The 23,175-nt window shown below is 44.2% G+C and carries 17 protein-coding genes; 2 read left to right on the top strand and 15 right to left on the bottom strand.

The window, feature by feature from the left end; all coding sequences use genetic code 11:
- Nucleotides 1-105 precede the first annotated feature (105 nt).
- Nucleotides 106-558, top strand: a complete 453-nt coding sequence (locus tag NH462_RS07335; RefSeq protein WP_010369480.1) for a pyridoxamine 5'-phosphate oxidase family protein — start codon at nt 106-108, stop codon at nt 556-558.
- On the opposite strand, the gene NH462_RS07330 is transcribed toward NH462_RS07335, so the two are convergent.
- The 3 genes from NH462_RS07330 to NH462_RS07320 form a co-directional block, all read right to left on the bottom strand.
- Nucleotides 555-971: a GNAT family N-acetyltransferase gene (locus NH462_RS07330; protein WP_223229711.1), complete on the bottom strand. Its 417-nt coding sequence runs from the start codon at nt 969-971 to the stop codon at nt 555-557. The two genes, NH462_RS07335 and NH462_RS07330, sit on opposite strands and share 4 nt — an antisense overlap.
- A 103-nt stretch (nt 972-1,074) precedes the next feature.
- Nucleotides 1,075-2,040 (bottom strand): helix-turn-helix domain-containing protein, encoded by a 966-nt coding sequence (locus tag NH462_RS07325; protein WP_253105179.1) that lies wholly within the window; start codon nt 2,038-2,040, stop codon nt 1,075-1,077.
- Entirely contained in the window at nt 2,024-3,397 is a 1,374-nt protein-coding gene (locus tag NH462_RS07320) for an MATE family efflux transporter (RefSeq protein WP_253105177.1), read from the bottom strand. Before NH462_RS07320 ends, NH462_RS07325 begins: the two co-directional genes overlap by 17 nt.
- 237 nt (nt 3,398-3,634) lie before the next feature.
- On the opposite strand from NH462_RS07320, the gene NH462_RS07315 reads away from it, so the two are divergent.
- Complete coding sequence (locus tag NH462_RS07315; protein ID WP_253105174.1) at nt 3,635-5,089, top strand: hypothetical protein; 1,455 nt, start codon at nt 3,635-3,637, stop codon at nt 5,087-5,089.
- 43 nt (nt 5,090-5,132) lie between these two features.
- Here NH462_RS07315 and NH462_RS07310 read toward each other — a convergent pair whose 3' ends face one another.
- The 12 genes from NH462_RS07310 to metH form a co-directional block, all read right to left on the bottom strand.
- On the bottom strand, nt 5,133-6,404 hold the full coding sequence (locus NH462_RS07310) for a HAMP domain-containing sensor histidine kinase (protein ID WP_253105172.1): 1,272 nt from the start codon (nt 6,402-6,404) through the stop codon (nt 5,133-5,135).
- The gene (locus NH462_RS07305) at nt 6,397-7,731 is read right to left on the bottom strand and encodes a sigma-54 dependent transcriptional regulator (protein WP_017218994.1); all 1,335 of its coding nucleotides are present in this window, start codon (nt 7,729-7,731) and stop codon (nt 6,397-6,399) included. Before NH462_RS07305 ends, NH462_RS07310 begins: the two co-directional genes overlap by 8 nt.
- A gap of 40 nt (nt 7,732-7,771) precedes the next feature.
- Nucleotides 7,772-10,198 carry an ABC transporter permease gene (locus NH462_RS07300; RefSeq protein WP_253105170.1) on the bottom strand — a complete coding sequence of 809 codons (2,427 nt, stop codon included), beginning with the start codon at nt 10,196-10,198 and terminating at the stop codon, nt 7,772-7,774.
- Complete coding sequence (locus NH462_RS07295; RefSeq protein WP_253105168.1) at nt 10,198-10,920, bottom strand: ABC transporter ATP-binding protein; 723 nt, start codon at nt 10,918-10,920, stop codon at nt 10,198-10,200. The genes NH462_RS07300 and NH462_RS07295 overlap by 1 nt, the downstream gene beginning before the upstream one ends.
- An 11-nt stretch (nt 10,921-10,931) precedes the next feature.
- The gene (locus tag NH462_RS07290) at nt 10,932-12,125 is read right to left on the bottom strand and encodes an HlyD family efflux transporter periplasmic adaptor subunit (protein WP_253105166.1); all 1,194 of its coding nucleotides are present in this window, start codon (nt 12,123-12,125) and stop codon (nt 10,932-10,934) included.
- A 324-nt stretch (nt 12,126-12,449) separates the two neighbouring features.
- Nucleotides 12,450-12,677: a DUF1496 domain-containing protein gene (locus NH462_RS07285; RefSeq protein WP_010369505.1), complete on the bottom strand. Its 228-nt coding sequence runs from the start codon at nt 12,675-12,677 to the stop codon at nt 12,450-12,452.
- A 318-nt stretch (nt 12,678-12,995) separates the two neighbouring features.
- Complete coding sequence (locus NH462_RS07280) at nt 12,996-14,102, bottom strand: hypothetical protein (protein WP_010369508.1); 1,107 nt, start codon at nt 14,100-14,102, stop codon at nt 12,996-12,998.
- Between the two features lie 27 nt (nt 14,103-14,129).
- A complete protein-coding gene (locus NH462_RS07275; RefSeq protein WP_253105164.1) occupies nt 14,130-14,927 on the bottom strand; it encodes an MBL fold metallo-hydrolase in 798 nt (265 codons plus the stop codon).
- A 61-nt stretch (nt 14,928-14,988) separates the two neighbouring features.
- Complete coding sequence (hrpB, locus tag NH462_RS07270) at nt 14,989-17,499, bottom strand: ATP-dependent helicase HrpB (RefSeq protein ID WP_253105162.1); 2,511 nt, start codon at nt 17,497-17,499, stop codon at nt 14,989-14,991.
- A gap of 76 nt (nt 17,500-17,575) precedes the next feature.
- Nucleotides 17,576-19,444, bottom strand: coding sequence for a GGDEF domain-containing protein (locus NH462_RS07265; protein WP_253105159.1), 1,869 nt, complete (start codon nt 19,442-19,444; stop codon nt 17,576-17,578).
- Complete coding sequence (locus tag NH462_RS07260) at nt 19,444-20,328, bottom strand: hypothetical protein (RefSeq protein ID WP_102056404.1); 885 nt, start codon at nt 20,326-20,328, stop codon at nt 19,444-19,446. The genes NH462_RS07265 and NH462_RS07260 overlap by 1 nt, the downstream gene beginning before the upstream one ends.
- A 210-nt stretch (nt 20,329-20,538) precedes the next feature.
- The gene (gene metH, locus NH462_RS07255) at nt 20,539-23,166 is read right to left on the bottom strand and encodes a methionine synthase (protein ID WP_253105157.1); all 2,628 of its coding nucleotides are present in this window, start codon (nt 23,164-23,166) and stop codon (nt 20,539-20,541) included.
- Between the last annotated feature and the right edge of the window lie 9 nt (nt 23,167-23,175).

Genomic DNA, 23,175 nt, shown 5'->3' with positions numbered 1-23,175 from the left:
AAAGGTAGCTTCAAATTTGCGGTTTTGCTTACTTAGTTTTTGATTTTATTTTTAGTTTTAACGATCATAACAGTTAGAAGATGTATTATTTAAGAGCATAACAAGATGAGAGAAACCGCAATCAACGAAGCAAAGGCCTTATGCCAAAGCCATAGGAGCGCATTTTTATCTACCTTCTCTAACAATCAAAAAGGCTTTCCTTTTTCTTCTATCGCTCAGTATGTTTTTCTTGAAGATAATCACTTTTACTTCTTTATTAGTGATATCGCCCAGCACACCAAGAATTTAGCCAAACACCCAGCACTTTCGTTTATGGTGCTTGGTGATGGCGCGGTTGAAGATGTTGAAAATCCGCGAGTTACTATTCTTGGGCATGCACACAAACTACCAAGAGTGGATAGCGAAAACCTGATTGCACAATTCGTAATAAAGCACGAAAAAGCTCAGCAATATGCCATGCTCGGTGACTTTCACCTATGGCGAATTGAAGTGGCTAGGGTTCGATATGTAGGCGGTTTTGGCCGTGCATTTTGGCTAGAAAAGCAGGAGTGGTACTAAACTGCAAAAGCGTGTTCATACTCACTTTCTCGTCCATGCGGTTGCGATTGATTGGTCATGTCAGCCAAGGTTTTGCGCCAGAAACCGCACGAACTTTCAATCTTATCTTGCATACGCACTTTCCAACGGCCTTTGTATACCGACCAAATGTGTGCCATAAACTCAGTGGCGTAACGCTTTCTGCGCTCGGCAGGAGTAATATAAAGCGCACTGACTTCAAACTCTCGGCGGTTTGAAATACCAATTACGGTAAAGCCAACCAGCTTACCATCTGCATAAAAAAGATAGGCGATATTGGTTGCGCTACACAGTTCAAACGAGCCCACTTGCTTTTGATAATGACTCGCTTCTAGCAAATGTGTAAAAGTCTGCTCACTGTATTTATCAACTCGAATTAACTCTAGTTCAACCACTTTTTTAATCTCCCGCTTGGTGTACGGTTGATCATGCTTAAAGTTTGTGGGCGAATTGTGAAGTTTAAAAAAAACACCAATAAAGTATTTTAACAATTTAATTTTATTTGAATTTTAGCGGCTTGACCTTTAACCAAATTTCCAGCGCAATCACCTTTTCACTTGGCGAGCCTTCATTTTCTTGTGAAATTACTTCCGGATAATGTTCTATTAAGGGCGCATCTTCTGGCTCGTATCCGCTTTGTGGCAGCCACTTGGCGAAAATATCTAATTGGAAACTCAACAAGTCTTTAATTGCTCCACGGTAATCAAAAATTGCGTATATTCCCGCGCTGAGCACATTGAATTTATATGGCCGAGTCACCGCAGATTTTAACTCATCGTTAATCACAATTGCGCCATCGTAACGCGCTTTATCTAGTGGCGTAAAAACGGGATTATCATGACCAAAACCAAACTTTTGTACTTGGCTATAATCCAGTCCGTGTGCACTAGCCCACGCTGCAAGCTGCTGCCAACAGGCGCTTATTCCTTGCAATTGGTAGCCTTGTGACGCGCGTAAAGTACATAAGGATAGCTGTGAAATAGAGTGTAGTTTAACCGGCTGAATAACACTGTGTCGCTCAGCTCTTAAAGCGTGTATCCGGGTAAGTTGTGTCGTGTTAAGTGCCGGCTCAATGTTATTTTTTGCCACCGGCTTACGTAGTTGTTCTGTTTTTCGCACACTTGAAGGAGTCACACCAAAGTGCTCTTTAAATGCTCGCGAAAAGTTTGCACTGCCAGAAAAACCAAACTGTAGCGCAATATCTGTCACACTGTACTCTTCGGCTAGCAACAGCATATTGGCCGCGCGCTCCAACCTCACGCGATTAGTGTACTGGCTCAAAGATTCACCAATCACAGCTGCAAAAATGCGCTGGAAATGAAACTTAGAAAAATGGCTCAGGCTCGCCGCTTGCTGTAATGAAAGCGGCGACTCTGGATTGCTATGCACCCATTCAATGACAGGTTGTAACCGCCCTAAATATATCTCTTCAGCGCTTAACTTTTGCTCAGTTGATTGATGCAAGCTGTATCTCTCCCGATTGGCTCTTAGCTTGTTGATAGTGCCGCCAACACAGTTTAAGTGTTAACCCTGCCGCTATAAAATCGGCCCCTACAAGTGCCATAAATACACCATTTAAGCCAAAGTAGTGCGGTGCAATAACGATTAATGGAACTAGAATAAACATCACCTTCAAGGCGCTGTAAAAACAAGCGCGTTTGGCATCACCTTTTGCTTGATAAAATCCAGACGCTAAAATTACCACGCCAAACAGCGGCATCCCCCAAAGTGCTGAGCGAAAAACGCGCTCTCCTATTTCGAGAAATTCACTCGCCTCGGTAAACAGGCTCAGCCATAGCCTCGGCAATCCCATCAACCCTAGCGTCAATAACAGCACAAATCCTGTCATACCTAAAAAAGCAATACGCGTACACGCTCTTACTCGCCCACTATGTCCTGCCGCTAAGTTATAGCCGACGATAGTTTGAAATGCGATCAACATTGCAATCGCGGGTAGAATTGCGAAATTAATAATACGTCCCAGCATGCCGTGGGCTACTACCCAATTTTCGTTTGCAAAAGACAACAGCAGCCAGTTAACCACCGCAGTTTGCACGCCAAGGCAAAATTGCGTGATTAAGATAGGCATACCGATTGCGAGGATCGGTAGCCAAGCACGAGGTTTCCAACACACCTTAATCGCAAGCAAGTCAGTACGCTTTCTTTTGAGCTGAAGCGCAATAACCAAAGCCCCCAATTGCGCTGCGATTGTCGCATATGCCGCACCTGCAACCCCCAAACCAAATTGCGCGATAAATAGATAATCAAGCAGTATATTGAACACAGCCGAGACTAATAACAACAGCATCATCAACTGCGGTTTACCCTGACCACGGAACATATCAGCCACAATTGGCAATAAAACTCCGCTAATGGCACAAAGATATAACGGCTGTAAGTAGCTAAGCGCATCCTTTACAAAAACCGCTTCCACTTGCAAAAGTGATAAAAGCTCAAGTGGATAAAGCCAACCAAGTATCAAGAATACCACGCTAACTATACCGCCAATTATCAGTCCATGACCGATAACCTCCGCGGCTTTATCCATTTGCTTTGCACCGATTAATCTTGTAATTGTGGCCGCCATACCTGCAGATACCATAGCGGTTAGCGCTATCATTAACACTTGCAGCGGGTAAACCATGGCCACAGCGCCAAATGCCATCTCTGACACATAGCGACTAATAAACCAGCCGTCGACCAAGGCATATAAACCCACAACGAGTAAACCGATACAAATGGGAATACAGGTTCGAATAAACAGCGCTAATATGGGCATCTCGGCGAGCTGCACAAGCCCTAATTGATTTTTATCTTTCATGTAAACTAATCCTCAGTTGCCATAACATGGCAAGATAAAACTACTTATATGGAGAGGTTACAAATTCCAAACAAAGATAAATATTCAAATATTGCGAAGTTGATGAAATTGACGCACAAAAACCGGCATAACAAAAAATCCCGCTACGATAACATTCTTTTACAACTCTATTTTGTTCCTAAGTTAGTATATTTTGTAACCTCTACTTCTTTGATTCACTTTTGAAAGGATTTTACTATGCGTTTAGGATTAACTATTGCGGTTGCAACTATTACCCTACTAACTGGTTGCGGTGGCTCTTCAACTGACTTACAAGACCAAGCACCACCCCCCAAAACGGTCACGCCACCACCCTCTCCCACAGAAAACAAACTCAATATCACGGCACTGGACCAAAACAATCATGTTTACTCGAGCAGCTTGGGTTACACCACGACTTTGGAGCGCGTCTTCAACTTAAAAGACAACAAACTATTAGTGCTCGGAGAAACATCAAGTGTTGAAGAACTAGGTAATAAAGAAGGTTTTTATGCGATCACGAACCTAGATGGCCAAACTTATCAATATGAACAAACGCAAGAAGGATTTGTTGATGCCTGTGTTTTTGACTCAGGAGAATATGCCATAGGCCGATTTAAACGTGAAGATACTGATCAGTTCAGTGTACAACTTGAACGCTACGATGGCTCTGGGACTTTGCTACAAAGTGCTGAAATGAAGGCGTTATCAATGGACGTTAAATATGATATCCCAGCTGATAAGAGTGCTTGGCTTAAAAAGCCATTCACTATTATTCCGACAGACAATCCATTGAGTGAAATTCCATACACGCAAACTAGCATTACATGGTGGCGCTTTAACAATGTAAAATTCTCCTGCCATGACAACAACTTGTACGTCAGTTATAACAACGGAGGTCAAAAGATTGCGAAATACGACGTAAACCTCCAACTTAAGTGGCAAAAGCTGATTGATATTCGTTACTGGGCTAACAGCTCGCGTGCTTCTGAAGCAATTGAAATGGCGCTCTCTGAGAACGGATTTTTATACACAGTGCAAAATATTAGTACTGATGCAATTCCTGCCTACAATCATAAATTTTCGACCAACCATGCGATACCCGATAACACGGATCAAAGTGCGATGCACATGATTGTAAAAACCTTTAATGTAGACGGTGAACAACTCAATGAACAATTTATCAGTGATACTGACTCATCGTTAGTGGAGGGTGTTCAAGTACATCAAGACAGTGTATTTGTTGGTGTATCGGCACGTCGCAGCAAAACGGGTAGAACAAGATATTCAAGCGAATGGGATATTGGTTTAGTAAAAGTTTACCATGGTGAAAGGGCTGCCGAGCGTTATTGGTATGACTTAGATAAAGAAGATGTGCTACGTGGAGTAAATATCAGCAACGGCACATTATTTGTGTACGGCCATACTGGTGGTGTACAAGTGGACACAAATAGCTGGGTTGAACATAGCAAGGCGTTTATTGGGGAAATCAACCTTGAAAACCTAGCCGATATTGCTGTTGAAACCACTAGCACCGCACGTTCCGCCAGTTTCCAAGACTTAACCATTCAAAATGGCGTGTTAAGCGCTGTGGGACTTGAGAATGCGCCCATGACACATTCTACTGATATCTCTATGGCGGGTCTGTTCATTAAAAAAACACTCGACGATTAGACCTGCCAAGTGGTGATAACGACCAAGTTATCACCACTTATTATTAACGCGAAAGCAAAGTAACCACAGCTTGAGCCCCTTTATTGTCCGATAAATTCGCTAAATGCAATTCCCCTTGCTGATTACGAATAAGCTCCCGGCTCAACACCAAGCCGATACCCGAGCCATTTGGTTTAGTGGAATAAAATGGTACAAAAAGGTTATCTGGATTGGCGATACCAGCGCCGTTATCTTCTAGGGTAAAGCGCCAATTTTTTGGTCTATCTATGGTTAGTGTTATGCCATCATTCCCCGCAGATTGATTTGCTTGCTCAGCATTATTGACAAGGTTGATCATAGCCTGCGTTAGCTGAGCTTCATCACAATAAACCAAGCCCTTATTAAGCGCCTTTATCTCAACACTGGGAAATAAAGCTTGCCAGCGCGATACCAGCAACTCCACCTCAATGTTTTGCATATCAACGGGTGGAAGCTGCGCTACTTGTGCGTAGTTTGCAACAAATTGCTGTAAATGAGCTGCACGACTTTCTATTACACCGAGCATAGTTTGCTGCATCTCAGGTGAAATGATATTGCCATCTTGTTGCAGGGATTGCGCCATTGAGTACACCGGAGTTAAGGCGTTTCGCACTTCATGATTGAGTACCGATAGTAGCTTTTGCCATACCTGCTTTTCATTATCTCGCAGCGCTTGCTCCACCGAGAAAAACACCAATAATTGATAGGCTCGCTGCCCCCGATATAGTTTATGAGCCGCAATGCTAAATCGAGAGATGTGCTGCGTATGCTGCCATTGTTCATCCACATACTGAAGCGCCAGAGCTTTAGCATGTGCACCATGTAACACCTGTTCTGGATACACTGTATTCATGGCATGATTGGCAAAATACACATGATGATGCGCATCAAGTACCACAATTGGCAGGGTGAGTTCGCTCATAAAATTAAATACAAAAGCTTCATTCTGACCATATTCTTGACGCTTTTGCTGTAATCGCTTGGCAGCTTCTTTGAGCTCAGCCTTGAGCAATTCAACCCGACCCTTGCGGTATTGCGCTAACTGCCATACACCAAACTCCTCGTTGGTTACACCATCCAACTGGACAGCCAAATTTTCAAGCACCTGCATTACTGCCCGATAACCGTAACTCAGTGCGAATACAGAGGGGATCATCACACCGAGCAACAAAGTGATTGCACTTAACAGCGTAAGCTCAAAATAGCAGATCATCCCAAGCGCGAGCATAGTAAGTGTGCTTATAGGTATCGCAAAGCCCACCAATAACTTATGCTCAAGTGATGCCAGCTTAGCCATCAAGCTCTGCCTTTGGGCTAATATCATGCTTTTCTAGGCGTCGATAAATTGCAGATTTACTCAAGCCCAAAAACTCTCCAGCGGCCACTACATTGCCATCGAAATGGCGGATCGCTCTTGCAATCATGCGTTTTTCGGCTTCTTCAAGGCTCAAAAGTGGGATCTCTTGCTCTGGTACACCTTCCTCAAGCTCAATATCATCCGCAGTTATTTCAGGCTGAAGTCCTAAGATCACCGCTCGTTCAATGACATGAGATAGCTCACGAATATTGCCAGGCCAGCTGTAACTTAATAATTTGTCTAGCGCCGCAGTGGTTAGCGTGCGCTCCCGTCCGGTATCATTACCATGGCACCTAGTGTGTTTCGTTAAAAAATGGGCAGCTAAGTTTGGCAGCTCTGCTAATCTCGCTCTGAGTGGCGGTACCTTTAGCACCACCGTATTTAAGCGATAAAGTAAGTCCTGACGAAACTGCCCTGCGTTAATCGCTTCTGACAAATCCGTATTAGTGGCAGAAACAATCCGCGCGTTACTGCGGCGCGTTTCAGAATCTCCCACGACTTCATATTCACCCGTTTCGAGCACGCGTAATAGCTTACCCTGAAGTGGCAGCGGCAAGCTGCCGATTTCATCTAAAAACAAAGTGCCATTTTCAGCCATTTCAAACCGCCCAGTGCGGTTTGCTTTTGCATCGGTGAATGCGCCTTTACGATGGCCAAATAACTCACTTTCAAATAATTCTGTTGGAATAGCGGCCATATTTACGCTCACAAAAGCGTGCTCAGAGCGACTGCTAGTATCATGAATATATTTAGCCAACTGACTTTTTCCGCAGCCATTTTCTCCCAAAATAAGCACATTGGCATTGGTTTTTGCAACGCGCTGAGCTTGCTGAAATAACTGAGTGGTTGCGTTATTGCCTGCGTGTGGTTCATGTGATGACGATAGCGCTTCAGCACTTTTGGTGTAGCGTCTAACAGTGTTCAGCAGTCGCTGGTTTTGCCAAGGTTTTTCAATAAGGTCACATGCGCCCAGCTGCATTGCTTGGACCGCAAGCTCAACTTTGGCCCATGCGGTAATAACCACCACAGGCACACTTATTTGCGCTTGTCTCAGCCAACTAAGAAATTGCAGTCCTTCTTTTCCTGAGGTGGTATCTCTATTGAAGTTCATATCAAGCAAAATAAGCGCAACAGGCTGCTCTGATAACAAAGCTTTGGCTTCATCTGGGTGTGCAGCTTCAAGGCTCATAAAACCATGACTTTGTAGCACTATGGTGGCTGACATTCGCACGTCAGGGTTGTCGTCGATGATTAAAACTGGCGTCATCACTTCCTACTCATATTTTGTATGGGCTTACGCCCAAACTTTAATGTTTTAATGCACGCATTGGTGTCGAGTTTATTAACTGTCTCATTGGGTAAATCGCCGTGGCTAACGCAAAAGCCAACATGGTAACAATCACCACAAGCAACCAGCTAGATTTTGCCAACAACCAATCTGACGAAACACTCATATAAAATCCCGCAACAACCATAATGGCAGCCAACATCGCCACTAGCATCGGCGCGATGGTATCTGACAATAACAACCGAGATAAGCGGTGTCTTTTGGCACCAAGTGCCATTCGCATCCCAAACTCGTAGCGTCTTTGTTGAAAGCTATAGTTAAGCACGCCATATATGCCCACCCCAGATAACAATAAACAAAAACCACAAAGCGCAAAGCTTAGCAATAAAGTCAAACGCTCCAAATAGGTAATGCTTTGATATGTCTTTGTTAAGTTTGAAAAACGCCATATTCCCGCCTGACCATTCACGGTGCTGATGGCATTTTGGATCTGAGCGCGAGTAAGTGATGCTCCCGTCTCCATTTCTATCATAAATGGATAACCCAAAGGCAGCGCAGGTAGCCAAACCGCTTTACCTTGAAGCTCATGATGACGTTTAGGATGGTTGAAGTTTTTTGAAATACCTACGATTTCAGCAGGTACATCTGGGTTAAAAATAAAATACGTTTCACCAATCACATCACCGCCCGGTTTTAACGCCTGTGCCGCGGCTGAAGAGACAATAGCCTCTTCCTTTTCGCCTCGAATTGCAGCCTCGCTAAACGTGCGTCCTGCAACGAGTTCAAGCCCAGTTAATGCAAAATAATCCGCCCCAACGTTACCTCTAACCATGCTCGGTGTCCATTCACCCGCCATATCCTGCATAGCAACCACAGGGACATCGCTTTGTAATGGACTTTCTCCATGGGCGACGCCTAACACGCCCTGAATGTTAGCCAACGCGAGTTTGAATCCTTCAATATTGGCGTAACGCGCGGGAAATGGAGTGGGATCTGCGGGAATATGCAGCATCACGCTATACATATTGTCCAACTTTGTTCCGAGCGGTCTAAGCAAGGTATCGGCGCTTTTACATAGCACTAAGGTCGCCCCAAGCACCAGCACAGTGGTAAAAAACAGCTGTACCGCAACCAGTGTTTTTGTCGTCGTTGTGCGTACCGCTTTTACGCTACCCTTACCTGACGACTGCATGCTTTGCTTAAGTTGGCTAAAATCAATCATGCGTGAGGTGACAAACGCAAACAATAAAGCTAATAACAGTACGGTTAGGATAGCACTGAGCAGCACCGTGGTATCTAAGCTTAAAGTGTCAATCAGCGGCAAATAACCACTGGTGAGCGATTTAACTAACCTCAGCTCCCACGCGGCGATAAATAACCCCACCAGCACAGCGCTTGACACCAATAACAGCGCTTCTAGTAAGATTCCACGAAACAACAGCTTACGCTTTGCACCGAGCATAGCTTGTAAGGCCAGTTGCTGCTGGATGGTGTGAGCTCGAGAGATAAACAAATTACTTACATTAAAAATTGCGATGAGTACCAAGCATGACACACTCAACAATACGATAATGGCAAGCTTGTCATGTCCCGCCAGTTCTACGTCACGGTAGGAACGTACTATAGGTTCAATATCAAGTAACGCTTCGTCAGCCGATTTCCATTCGCTTTGGTACAGTTGAACAGTTTGATATAGCTGCTCTGCGAGGATATCCTGATCACTACTGGCTGGTAATATCGCCAGTAACTTCAAGTTATTTAGTCTGCTACTCCACGGATGATATTCGCCGCGCTGATCACCAAAAAATCGCTCGTCTTCTGAAAAACTAAGCCACAGCGCCCCATTTCCTTCACTTAAAAAGTAAGGATCAACATGCGTACGTGCAGCAACACCGACAATAGTGTACAGTCTGCCAACAATCCGCAGACTCTCCCCAAGCACCTTGTCATCACCATCGAAGTATTGTTGCCAAAGTTTATAGGAAATAATGACCTCTGGATTTTTCTGGCTAATGCTTTTCGTCGGCGTTAGGTATCGCCCCAGTGCTAGCGGCATTTTCACCATACTAAAATAATCCGAACTTGCAAAAGTCAGCGTAAGCTTTGGCCTGCCAGCTAGATTTTCAACCACATCGGAAAAGCTACTGATCAAAGCTCGCTTTTCATACATGGAGGGACTCTGATACCAGTTCAGCATATTTTGAAAGCTTTGCAGCCCTTCAGACATCCTATCTTGGTATACGTTTTTTTGTTCTACTACCACAAATCTTGATTCATCTTCAATCTCAAGCGGCTTAATAAAAAAGCCACTAAATAGACTCAATGCGACAAAAAAACAGCTTAACGCGAGTGCCAACGTCAGTACTAATGTGATACAAAAATTCGGCACCTGAAGCAAACTTTTAATTGCCAGCCCTAGTTGACGCCGAAATTGCAAAAACCCCATTACACCACCTCCGCAGCACAAATATCACGTTTTGCAACGCTTGATGAAACCTGTACCCCATCTAAAAGCTGAATTTGTCGCTTGGCATAACCTGCATAGCGAATATCGTGCGTCACCATGCAAATGGTTGTACCTTGTCTGTTTAACTCCCCCAGCAAGGCCATTACCGCATCACCATTTTTAGAATCGAGGTTTCCAGTTGGTTCATCAACTAATAAGATACTTGGCTCGCCTGCAAGCGCACGCGCAATAGCCACTCGCTGCTGCTGTCCACCAGATAGTTGGTTTGGTTTATGTTTTGCTCGGTGGGACATTTCAACTTGCTTAAGTGCGCCCATCACACGGCGCTCAATTTCGTCAGTCGCAAGCGCAGGCTCACGATATTGAAGCGGTAAAGCCACATTATCAAATACCGTTAACCCATCCAGTAGATTAAATGACTGAAAGACAAAACCGATATGCAAATTACGCAGCTCTGCTTGCGTATCTGCGTCTAGCGTACTGGTTTCTATATCTTGGATGCGATAGCTACCTGAAGTAATGTCATCTAATAGTCCAAGAATGCTCAATAAAGTGGATTTTCCCGATCCTGACGGGCCAGTTATTGCAACGTAATCGCCCGATTTTATTTCAAGGTTAATGTTACTAATGGCGTGAGTTTCAACATCCTCGCCAAAGAACACTTTACTCACATGATGTAATGCCAAAATTGTCTTGCCCATTTGTTCTTCCTTTACCGATTGAGTGATTTAATTGTTATTTTTTCTAGGTGCTGGTAGTCAGACATTTCTGACACCACCACTTGCTCACCGGATAAACCGCCTTCGAGTACTTCTATGGCATTGCCGGCTAGTTTACCAAACTTAAAACTTTTTTTGATAAGCATGTTGTTTTGTTTATCTAAAACAAATAATTGACTCTGAGATTGTGGAGTTGCACGCGGTGGCTTAATCAGTGAAAGTGCGGTAGTCTTTTTTGCTGTAAAAATTTGCCCTTCAACAGTCAAAAGTGGGCGAGCATTGCTTGGCAGCTCCCCAAGTAATGTGAGCTCTATCGCAATACGCCCGTCTTGTACGATGGGCACAATGCGGCTAACCTTAGCCTCAACCTGACCAACAAAGGTGTCTACTAGCGCTCGTTGACCTAAGATAATCTCGCTTGCTTCTCGCTCTGGCACCAGTAAGTCGGCTACCAAAGTTCGCTCACTACCCACCACAGCTAGCGCCTGCCCGCGTGTAATTGCTTGACCTTGACTGACATGTACTTGCTGCAACATGCCGCTGATCCCCGCTGTAACTTGTAATTGCTCCACCGCCTGAAGCGCGACCTGATAGCTCAGCTCATATTCTTTTAATAGCTCTAGCTCAATCTCAATTCTTTGCTTGTATAAAGCACTGGTTTGGCTAAGTTGCTGCTGAGCGAGTTTTACTCGCTCGCTTAACTGAGCGACCGTTAAGATTGAGCGCTGATGATCTAAGCTTGAAACTATGCCTTGAGTGACTAATTGGCGCTCAGCCTGCTCTCGCAATTTGGCATTTTCAAGCTCACTGCTGAGTAGAGTATTTTGCCCTTTCAATACAAGTCGCTCACTTTCTTGGCTTAGCCTTAATGCTTCAACATTGGCTTTTTGCCTAGCGAGTACTAGTCTTTCTCGGTGGAGTTGCTGAGTTAACTCAGGATTGGTTAACTGTAAAATAACGGTGTCTGGCTCTACCCTGCTGCCAGGAAGATGCAGTACGGTTTCAACTTGCGCTGCAAATGCAGTTGTGATCTCTCTACTGATCTTTGAGCGTAATCGGCCATAGCCTTTAACACTGAACTGTATCGGTCCGGATTGAATAGAGGCAAACTTGAGTGTTTCAACATCTAGCTGATGCCTGTCCGGTAAGAACAACATACCAAAGAGTATAATTAGGGTGACAGTCACAATTAATCGCCACCTAAAAGCCTTGACAGGTGGTTTTGTCAGAGTCGTTTTAATATCCATCGCTTCACTGTATTAATTTTTTATACGTAAAAGCGACATCTATGCCAAAGTTAACCTATTGATTTATTGTATTTTTTAATTTTTTGTTTGTGTTTCTTTCCCAACAGTGGGACTGTGACAGAGCTTTTCTGGGAATTTTTGAAGTAAATAATGAATTGGAAGTCTAGAAAGTAACTCTTAGTTACGCTTTAACTTGATCATAGTTAGAGGTGTACAACCGATGTAAGCTGCGCACCTATGATAGGTCGCGAAGTTTACAGCAAACTAGAGTGTCTTCCAGATCAAGATATTATCCCCGCGTCTAACACAACGCTGCACGACATCGCCGATATAGTGTTTTGCGCCTTCAGAGAATTGTTTATCTGCGTAGTAGCAAAACTTTGTTGAGTCGTAAGTTTTTGCTTGTTTGTTATTTACTTCAACATTATTCGCTTCAGCAGCAATTGAAAAAACAGGTGCTAATAGCAAAACTGAAAAAATATATTTTATCATTTTAATTTCCTTTTTATTCAGCCCACAAAGCCTATAGGGTGTTTCATTTACATGTTAAGACGGGTATATCAACCGCAACAGCCAAGCTCTTATTACATTTCAACCTGCTCAGAAATTACCTAAAACAACTTAAAAGCAATAAAAACTGACTAATTTTAAATCGTACCTATTTCAATTCCAATGTCAATTATTTAACACCGACCACCGAATTCTAAAACTCTATAGAAGTCTATAAGTATGATGCTAATCATATTAGCACTGGCCCTATTGAACTATATTTTATGTCTATATACGTGGAGGTATTCTTAGACTCTAATACTATAATCGCCAAATTGCTTTAAAGGTTTTACTCGCCAAATAGAAAAATAACAGCGGCATCAATACTAACTTCAGTACCAAAAGCGATACCACGTTTAAGAAGTCTATAAAAAGTGACTCAGCAGCATCGAGCATATCGCTAATACCACTAGAAACCGCTTTAATTGCTCGGCTTAGCGTCCCCTCATTGCTACCGTGAAGCTGCTCATTGAGCTTTTCGATTGCGTGTTGATGTTGATCTTTTTCTCTATTGATAAGCGCTATTTCAGTGTCGAGTTTTGTTTTATCGCTGGCCAATCGCTGCTGCTTTTCAATCAGTGGCTTAGCCTCTTCACTTTTGGTAAATGTTAGCCACTCGGATAAACTTCGGTTCGCTTGAGCCGCTTCAATATCACCTTCCAAAGCGGTAATTTCAGCATGTAGCTCGGTCGCTTCACCATGAAGACGGATCTGTTGTTTCGTCAATAGCGCTATTTGCTCACTATGGCTTTGCTTTTGACTGGCGATTTGGGCCTTTATTTTTACACTTTGTGTGCTGGTCTTTGTAGCTTGAGATTGAAAGAGGTCAACACTGCTCGACACCACTTCACTTTGTTTATTTATTTCTTGGTCCAGTAACAGTTGACTAGTGAGACCCGTCGATAGAATTACAAACGGAACCACAAAACGGATCAGTAGCATCGTGGCTAATATTTTAGTCCTTACCGTTTGCCAAAGTCCTAGATAGCAACACACGAAATACCCAATTACGGTGACGGTAAAAGCAACACTGAATAAAATATGAGTGGAAATAGTGTAGAGAATACGTTGTATAAACAAAGAGCCAATGGCTAGTTGCATCACATCAGAAATGTATTCGGCTAAATCATTGATAGGATCGAGTAGCTGCGCAGGCTGAATGCTTGCAACACCAATCCCAACCTCGGCAGATTGCAGCAAAGAAATAGCGCCATTTACCGTACGTGCTGAAGCATAGACAAGCGAAGACTGCAGTAGCGCATCATCAATAAAGGCCATCATGGCGGTATTAAACTCTGGCAACCAACTTATTACCACAAGGATGGCTAACAGAAAATATAACGCTATTTTTCCACTTTTTGTTTGCATATCAGCCTCAGCCTTTTAGCAGTTTTATTAAGCTTTATTCGCTTGCCCTAACACGGTAATAGTGCGCTCAATAAAACGGGTAAGCGCCCGCTCTGGAAGAAAAGGTTGTCGCCCTTCAAGATTAAACTGCGCTAATAAGCGCTTGATCTTAGCATCGTTCTTTATTTGCTCAACCGACTTACCCGCCTGATTCAAAATTTTAACCCGCTCAACCCAAGCGAATGTTTGAATTCTATGTTGTTCGAGTTCTCTTTTCGATGTAGGTTTGCCATGACCTGGCACTATCAACGTATTTTGATCGCCAATCGACAAAATCAAATCGACCGCTTTATTAAAACCCGTTAAGCCCCCGGCATAAAATGTTGGATGCCAGTTTGTGGTGTAAATGTCTCCGGTAAACAGAATATTGCTTGTAGGATGATAGAGGATGTTGTCATTGGCGGTATGTGAAACGGCTTGAGTATGCTTTATCACCCCAAGCTCCTTTAACCCTTGCGGGCTGCCAATAAGTGTAAAACCTTGCTGTTGGAAAAAAGCATTACCACCAGTATGATCCGAATGACTATGTGTGTTTAGCAGGTATTTTTTCTCGGTCTGAAAGCTATTCTGTATCAAATCATTGAGCTTTGGCAAATCCGCATCTTCAGTTGTAGGGTCAATGATCACCACTCCCCTTTTCGTTGCAAAGATCCCAATGTTTGTGCCATAACTTTTATCTCTGACGACTTTTGCTGTGTCAGATTGATAAAGCACTTCAAACTCACCGCTATAAGTTGGCTGAGCAACAAATAAGCCCAATAAAATGAACGCCATAATAGACCGCATTTCACACTCCTTTATATTATTAGATTGCTCACGTTATAGCCATTATGACTTCTTTACAAGCCTATTTTCCTCTCGGTTTGATGGAGCGGCCAGGCTTTTCCTCAAGCGGTTTATCAGGCCATCTGTGTTTTGGATATCGACCACGCATTTCTTTGGCCACCTCAAAATAAGAAGTTTGCCAAAAGTTGCTTAAATCACTGGTGGTTTGGATTGGCCTTTTCGCTGGAGATAACAGCTCAAATCGCACTGCGACTTGACCATTGGCGAGCGTTGGCGACGTCAATTGACCAAACATTTCTTGTAACACCACAGAAACGGTTGGCCCTTGGTGCTCATCGTAGCGGATCGCGACTCGCTTATCGCTTGGCGTAACATAAAACTCAGGTGCTTGCGCTTCGAGTTGCTGTTGCTGCTCCCAAGTGAGTGTCGCTTGAAGCAGGTTAAAAATATCCAGTTGCTTCAGTTGTTTGATAGTGTTTACGCCCGTCAAATAGGGCAATAACCAAGTATCAAGCTGCGCTATCAAACTTGACTCAGATATCTGTGGGAAGGTATTCAATTGTTCACTTAACCATTTAGCTCGAGCGAGCCAAGCGTGACTTTTTACCGACCAATTGAGCAAACCAAGTCCTTCCGATGTGAGAATATCCTTCACACATTGGGCAAACGCTTCTTTGGGGATCTGACTCAGGTTTTGCTCTTTTAATACCAGAGCATGATATTTAACTTGTTGCCGGCCCTGAATCGCCTCTTTTTTACTATCCAGTTGATACTGCACCGCCTCACTCAAGTATGGCGCTAGCTGCTCAAGTAATGTGCTCTTTTCGATTGCGCAGCTTAGAAATACCAAGCCATCCTTATTTTTGCCATCCACATCACAAACAATCAAATAAGCCTGACCTTGCAGCGGATCGCCGTCACGTAATGTCACCCCCCGACCATTCGCAAGTAAGTAGCGGTTGTCCCCTAAAGGACGTTTTTGTGCAGCTCTGTCAGGAAAGGCATGGAGCAATAAAGTAGGTGCTAAGGTTTGAATATCTACAAGGGTGATTGCTTCACTCTTGAGACTAATTCCCAGTCTGTGTGCAAATGATTTGGCCAATTTTACGGCCTGCTCTGCGGCAGCTCTGTGCAAGCGATATGCTTTGGCGGCACGGGTACGGTCTTGCACAAACTCTACCAATGCCAATACTCGTTCACATACATCACTTGTGTTAGCTTGTACTAAAATATCTCGCTCGCTCAATATTGCCGCCAAAAAACAAGCAAGTTGTTGCGAAATTAGCGTCTCACATCGCAGTAGCATGCTGGCAAGACGAGGCGAAACCCCCAGTTGTAGTGCACGCTGCCCAGCAGTTAACACTTTATTATGCGCATCGACCAAGCCAAGCGACTGATTCAATTGACAGGCCACCGAAAAATGTTGCACCGGTGGCGATGTTAGCCAATTCGCGTCCTTGTATTGTGTCACGCCCCACGCGCTGAGCTCTAACGCTAAGTCAGAAAGGTCAGTGGTGGTTATTTCTTCTGGCTGAAAGTCACTTAAATTATTATGCTCGCTTTCGCGCCAAAGACGTAAACAATGGCCCGCTTGCAGACGACCCGCACGCCCTGCACGTTGTGTTGCTGATGCCTTTGAGATCATCACCGTATCGAGCCGCGAGAGACCGCTTCTAACGTCATAGGTTAAGCGTTTTTCAAGGCCAGAATCTATAACCATAGTGATCCCGATTATAGTCAAACTGGTTTCAGCAATATTGGTCGAAAAAATAATACGTCTTGATGCGCTGGCGCTTTTACTGAGTACTTTCTCTTGCTCAGATAAGGATAACCCGCCGTACAAAGGCAGAAGCTCAATATTACTTTGGTCAAGCACTTGGCACGCCTCAATGCAGCGCTGAATATCAGCCTGCCCAGGAAGAAAAACCAATACATCACCATCGCTTTGTAGAGTGAAAGCGTGACGCAGCGCACTTAATACATGCTCCGCTAAGTAACGACTCGCTTTACCGACATATTCAATTTCAACAGGATAGGTTTTACCGGGGCAAGATAACCTTGGTGCACCATCCAGATAATTCGATAAAAGCTCGGAGTCTATCGTTGCAGACATCACCAGTAATTTGAGGTCGTCGCGATACGCTTGTTGCACTTCAAACGCGAGCATTAAAGCTAGATCCGCATGAATAGAACGCTCATGGAATTCATCGAAGATAATAAGTGCAACATCACTGAGTTCGGGATCCGCTTGAAGACGGCGAGTCAATACGCCTTCGGTGACGATTTCCAAGCGGGTGTTGGATGAAACACGTTGCTCATTTCGGATTTGATAACCGACTCGCTCACCGACCGATTCTCCCAGCTGTTTGGCTAAATAAGTCGCGATAGATTTTGCAGCCACACGACGTGGCTCAAGCATAATGATTTTTTTACCTGAAAAAATATCAGCTTGCAGTAAACGCAGCGGCACTAAGGTCGATTTACCTGCGCCGGGCTCGGCTTGTAATACCAGACGGTTATCATTGTTTAAGGTGGAAATAATCTCGGGGATGAAGGCTTCAATCGGCAGCAAAACTATAGCGCTTTATTATTCTATCTTGTTCAATATGATACACCTAAACTGGATGTCTCCAAACAGCAGAATTCGCTTAACGAGTATTACAAGCATAAATAAGATCGGATAGATTTGACCACGTTTTTAGTTTGCCTGCTTGTAAATATGAGCGTAGATTTTGCACCATGTGCTCTGCCGGACTCTGTACTTCCTCGTCTCCAGTGTGCACGCCAACCCAGGCATTACGATGAGATTCTTTCGCAAGATATAAGCCACCGTCGGCTAACTCTAACACATGTTCCCAGTTAAGCTTGTCTGGTTGTGTTGGGTCAAACGGGAATGGAGCAAAGCCAATTGAACAAGTACAGTTGATAGTTTGATCGTTCACCACAAATGGATAGCTCTCCACTTGGCGACGGATCCGTTCTGTCACTTCGTGCGCAGCCGCTCTGTCCATATCCGGCATCACCAACAAAAATTCTTCCCCACCCCAGCGCACTAATATATCTGACTCTCGTGTGCATTGCTTGAGGATTTCAGCAAAGTCTTGCAACACGATATCTCCTGCGGCATGGCCAAAACTATCATTGATATTTTTAAAGTGGTCGATATCAATAATCACAAAAATTAGATCGGCATTCTGTTGTGTTTGCGGAATTTGCCACTTTTGCCTGTACACTTCAATGGTGCCATCGATCACGCTAAAAAAATGATGCCGATTACTCAGACCGGTCAAGCTATCGGTGAAACTAAGGGTTTGTAACCGCTTATTTCGCTCTGCGAGTTCCTCAGTACGCTGCGCAACCTGACTTTCTAACAGCTTGGTGTAACGGCGATTTTGCCAACGCCAATAAAAGACCAGCGCTAAGGTAAATACAAGCAGGACTATCAATAACCAACGCTGCTGGCTTAATCTTGCATTTTCTATCTGTTGCTGATGCGCCATAATCTGCTTTGCCTGCTGGGCATTGTCTCGCTCAAGCTCATTAAGTGCCTGCTTTTGTTGGGCAAGAGAATATTGCGCTTCTAGCTTAAGTAGTTTGTTATTACGCTTTTGCAAATTCAGTGACTGCTCGGTAACGGCATAGCGTTTTAAATAACGATGCGCTTGCTGATAGTCTCCAAGCTGAGCATAGGCTGAGGCCAGTATCCACTGCAACTGAGATTGAAAAAGTAAAAAACGTGTGCCGAGTGTATCTCTCAGCCCAGCCTGAGCTAAATCAATTGAAGTTGCAAAATCGCCACTTTGTAAAGCCACTCTGGCACGCTGCACTGCCGACATAATCCGCATTCTTTGGTTTTGAACCAAATAACCCGCATTGTCTAATTCATCTAAAATTTGCTTGGCTGGTAAATATTCACCGAGCTGTAAATGAGCCCAAGAGCGTGTGAGCTTTAATTGCGCTAGTGTCTCCTGTCGAATACCTGAATTCTCTGGTACGAAAGAAGACTTAAGCGCTAAACGATAAGCGCCCTTATCCATATTCAAGCGCGACTGCCATAAACTGATATCGGCTTTTATCTGGGCATTATCATCAATTTGCTCAGCCAGTACTGACGCTTTATCTAAATAGCGCTGCGCTAACTCATAGCTCTCTAAGTCAATATCAAGGTGAGCAATGGCGAGATAGGTGTTTGCCTTTAAAAATGTATTGTTATCAGCTTCGGCCAACTGCAACGCTTGTTGGTGTAAGTCGAGACCATCCTCAAACTCACCAAAGTGTTGAACTATACTACCCTCTAACAGTAATGCTTTGATTTGCAACGGCTTATTACCTTGCGCACGCGCTTGCTCTCGAAGTGCTCTGATGTCCGGTAATAAAGACAAGTCATAATCTTGTTCAGCCGACATTTGTAGCGCATTTAAGTTGCGCTGTATTTGTTCTGATGATTCGTAAGCAAAACCACAAAATGTAATTAGCGCACTTACCAATATGCAAAGCGATACCACAGCTGGCTGCATTAGTCTCCTCCCACCAGCATTTCAGCGTTAGCCACCTGCCAATTCGCCACTTTTTTGTTGATAAAACCAGATTCTGTCAACGCCCGTTTGATCACGCCTCGTCGTTTAAGTATTTTTAACCCACGATTGAGTGCCGCAAATATTTGCACGCCTTCAGGATGATTTTTACTGACGACAAAATGCCGAGAGTCTGGCAAGACAACCTTAATATTTTCGATTGGGACATATTCTTTACCTTCAAAATTTAAAGTTAAAGAATCACTCACGCTAAAATTAATCAACATAGTGTCGACGACATCACTTTCTACCATTGCCAACATGGTTTCCCACGGGCCAATAAAGCTCACCATGTGTAAATCTGTATTCATCAAAGCACGCCAATCCACTTCCCATTGCGGGTTAGATACCACATTCAGCTGCCGAAGCTGTGAAAGCGGCGTTTGCTGCAGTGCGACATTACGCTTGGTGACGTAAAGCCCAGCTTCGTAATCTCCTACTTCAACAAGCGGATCTGAGATAAATAATGAGCCGCGATAGTCCACGATATTTTCATGCCAAACACTGCGAGCAAGGATTAAACTTTCCCCAGCGATCAGATCGGAAAACTCTAAAATATTCACCGAAGGTTTTGGATTAAATACAACTTTGCGCGTCTCACCACCAAGAAACAAGGCCTGCTGTAGTAACACCATTTCGATGATTTCAATATGCGAACCTTTGGTGGTTGGAAAAAAAGAATCAACGTCTAAAACGTCACGACCAGCAAGAAAGTGCTCATAACGCTGACTGAAATTTTCGCTACTGATAATGTCAACAACCAGCTGATTGCTCCCCCAACAGAGATTGGAAATAAAAAGGAGTGAAAACAGCCACTTCATCTTCATTGTTGAGTAAAGCCTTATTATTAACAGTTATTCAACTCAGTATACTTGAATTTAGCGTGCTCTGTTAACTACTAAACAACATATTCTAATGAATTTGGATTTGAAATTTATCAGCCCGCCAATAAACGTTAAAACTCACAAAGTGAAAGCAATAAAAAGCCCAGCTTACCTTAGTCTTAAATTAAGTTAAGCTAGGCTTCAATTCAGCTATTATGCCGTTTCATATCCTAAGTTAGGACCAAGCCAACGCTCCGCTTCTTCTAGCGACATCGCTTGACGCGCAGCATAGTCTTCTACTTGATCTCTTTGAATACTGGCAACGGCAAAGTACTTAGAATCTGGATGTGAGAAATACCAACCCGACACCGCTGCTCCCGGCCACATGGCGTATGAGCTAGTCAGCTTCATACCGATACGGTTTTCGACATCTAACAACTGCCAAATTTTTTGTTTCTCGGTGTGTTCAGGGCACGCTGGATACCCTGGCGCAGGACGGATCCCTTGATAGTTTTCACGGATAAGTTCTTCGTTACTTAGCGCTTCATCCGCTGCAAATCCCCAGTGCACTTTACGCACTTGCTCATGTAAGTATTCAGCAAATGCCTCGGCTAAGCGATCTGCGACCGCTTTAATCATGATCTTGTTGTAATCATCTTGCTTGGCATCAAATGCGTCCGCTAAGTCATCTTCTTCAAGACCACCAGTGACGGCAAATGCACCGAAATAATCAGGCGTGCCTTTAGGTGCAATATAATCCGACAAACAATAGTTAGGGAAATCGTTTTTTTCGGTTTGCTGACGCAGCTGACATGACGTAACCAAGACTTCGCTACGCGACTCATCGGTATAAATTTCAATATCATCACCCACGCGGTTAGCAGGGAACAACCCAATCACACCCAGTGGCTGCAAAGTACCCGCTTGTTCTAACTGATCTAACATGACATTGGCATCATGAAACAGTTTTTGCGCCTCTTCACCAACCACTTCGTCTTTTAGAATACGTGGATATTTACCGGCCAATGACCAGGTCATAAAAAATGGCGTCCAGTCGATATAATCACGTAGCGTTTTAATGCTCACGTCTTTAAACTCGGTGATCCCCAACTTATTTGGCACCGGTGGCGTGTAGCTTTGCCAATCAAGTTTTACCGCATTATCGCGAGCTCGCGCCAAGGTAACCGGTTTTGAACGTGGCTTTTTACGCGCCTGCTGCTCCCGTACTTTGACATATTCGTCCGCGGTTTTTGCTAAAAACTCTGGCTTTTGGGTTTTACTTAACAGGCTAGATACCACACCAACCGCACGACTGGCGTTGTTGACGTAAATCACACCTTTGTCGTACTGAGGTTCAATTTTAACCGCCGTATGTGCTTTCGATGTGGTTGCACCACCAATGAGTAGAGGAATATCAAAGCCGCGACGCGTCATTTCTTTCGCAACATGCACCATTTCATCAAGGGATGGCGTAATAAGACCAGACAGACCAATAACATCAGCGTTTTCGTCAATGGCCGTTTGCAGAATTTTCTCTGCCGGCACCATCACACCCAAATCCACGACTTCGTAGTTATTACATTGCAGTACCACGCCCACGATGTTCTTACCAATGTCGTGTACATCGCCCTTAACCGTGGCCATGATCACTTTACCGTTGCTTGAGCCTTCTTCTTTTTCGGCCTCAATGTAAGGGTCGAGGTAGGCAACCGCGCGCTTCATCACTCGAGCAGATTTCACCACTTGAGGCAGGAACATTTTGCCCGCGCCAAACAAGTCGCCAACCACGTTCATGCCATCCATCAGTGGCCCTTCAATCACTTGAATTGGCTTATCAAACTGTTGCCGACAGGCCTCGGTATCCTCGTCGATAAACTCGGTGATCCCTTTAACTAAGGCGTGCTCCAAGCGTTTTTCAACTGGCCAAGAACGCCACTCTAAATCTTCCTGTTTTTCGGCTTGCGCCATGCCCGAGTATTTAGGCGCGATTTCAACCAATCGCTCGCCAGCACCGGCGTCGGTATTGAGGATCACATCCTCAACGGCATCACGGAGCTCTTTTGGAATATCGTCATACACGGCTAACTGACCGGCATTGACGATCCCCATATCCATGCCCGCTTTAATCGCATGGTAAAGAAACACAGAGTGGATCGCTTCACGCACCGGGTTATTACCACGAAAAGAGAAAGAAACGTTCGATACGCCCCCTGACACTTTACAGTGCGGCAGGTTTTGTTTAATTTTGCGCGTGCCCTCGATAAATTCTACGGCATAGTTATCGTGCTCTTCGATACCCGTAGCGACCGCGAAAATATTGGGGTCAAAAATAATGTCTTCTGGCGGAAACCCAAGCTCGTCAACCAAGATTTTGTAAGAGCGCTGACAGATCTCAAACTTTCGTTCTGCGGTTTCCGCTTGACCAACTTCATCAAATGCCATCACCACCACAGCAGCACCAAAGCGCTTAATGATTTTAGCTTGGTGGATAAATGGTGCCTCACCCTCTTTTAAAGAGATTGAGTTTACAATGGCTTTACCTTGAATACATTTCAGGCCCGCTTCAATAACTTCCCATTTAGACGAGTCGACCATGATGGGAACTTTAGAAATATCCGGCTCTGACGCTATCAGATTAAGAAACTTCACCATCGCAGCTTTTGAGTCCAACATGGCTTCATCCATGTTGATATCGATCACTTGCGCGCCGCTTTCAACCTGCTCTCTAGCAACATCCAGCGCGGTTTCGTAATCTTCTTCTAAAATTAAGCGCTTAAATTTTGCCGATCCCGTTACATTGGTACGTTCACCGACATTGGTAAATACTGCTGTTTGTGTCATGGTGAATTC

Source organism: Pseudoalteromonas sp. OANN1, from assembly GCF_024124685.1.
GTDB classification, from domain to species: domain Bacteria; phylum Pseudomonadota; class Gammaproteobacteria; order Enterobacterales; family Alteromonadaceae; genus Pseudoalteromonas; species Pseudoalteromonas piscicida.
Note: the sequence above shows the minus strand (reverse complement) of the source record. Positions and strands in the feature narration are given on the sequence as shown.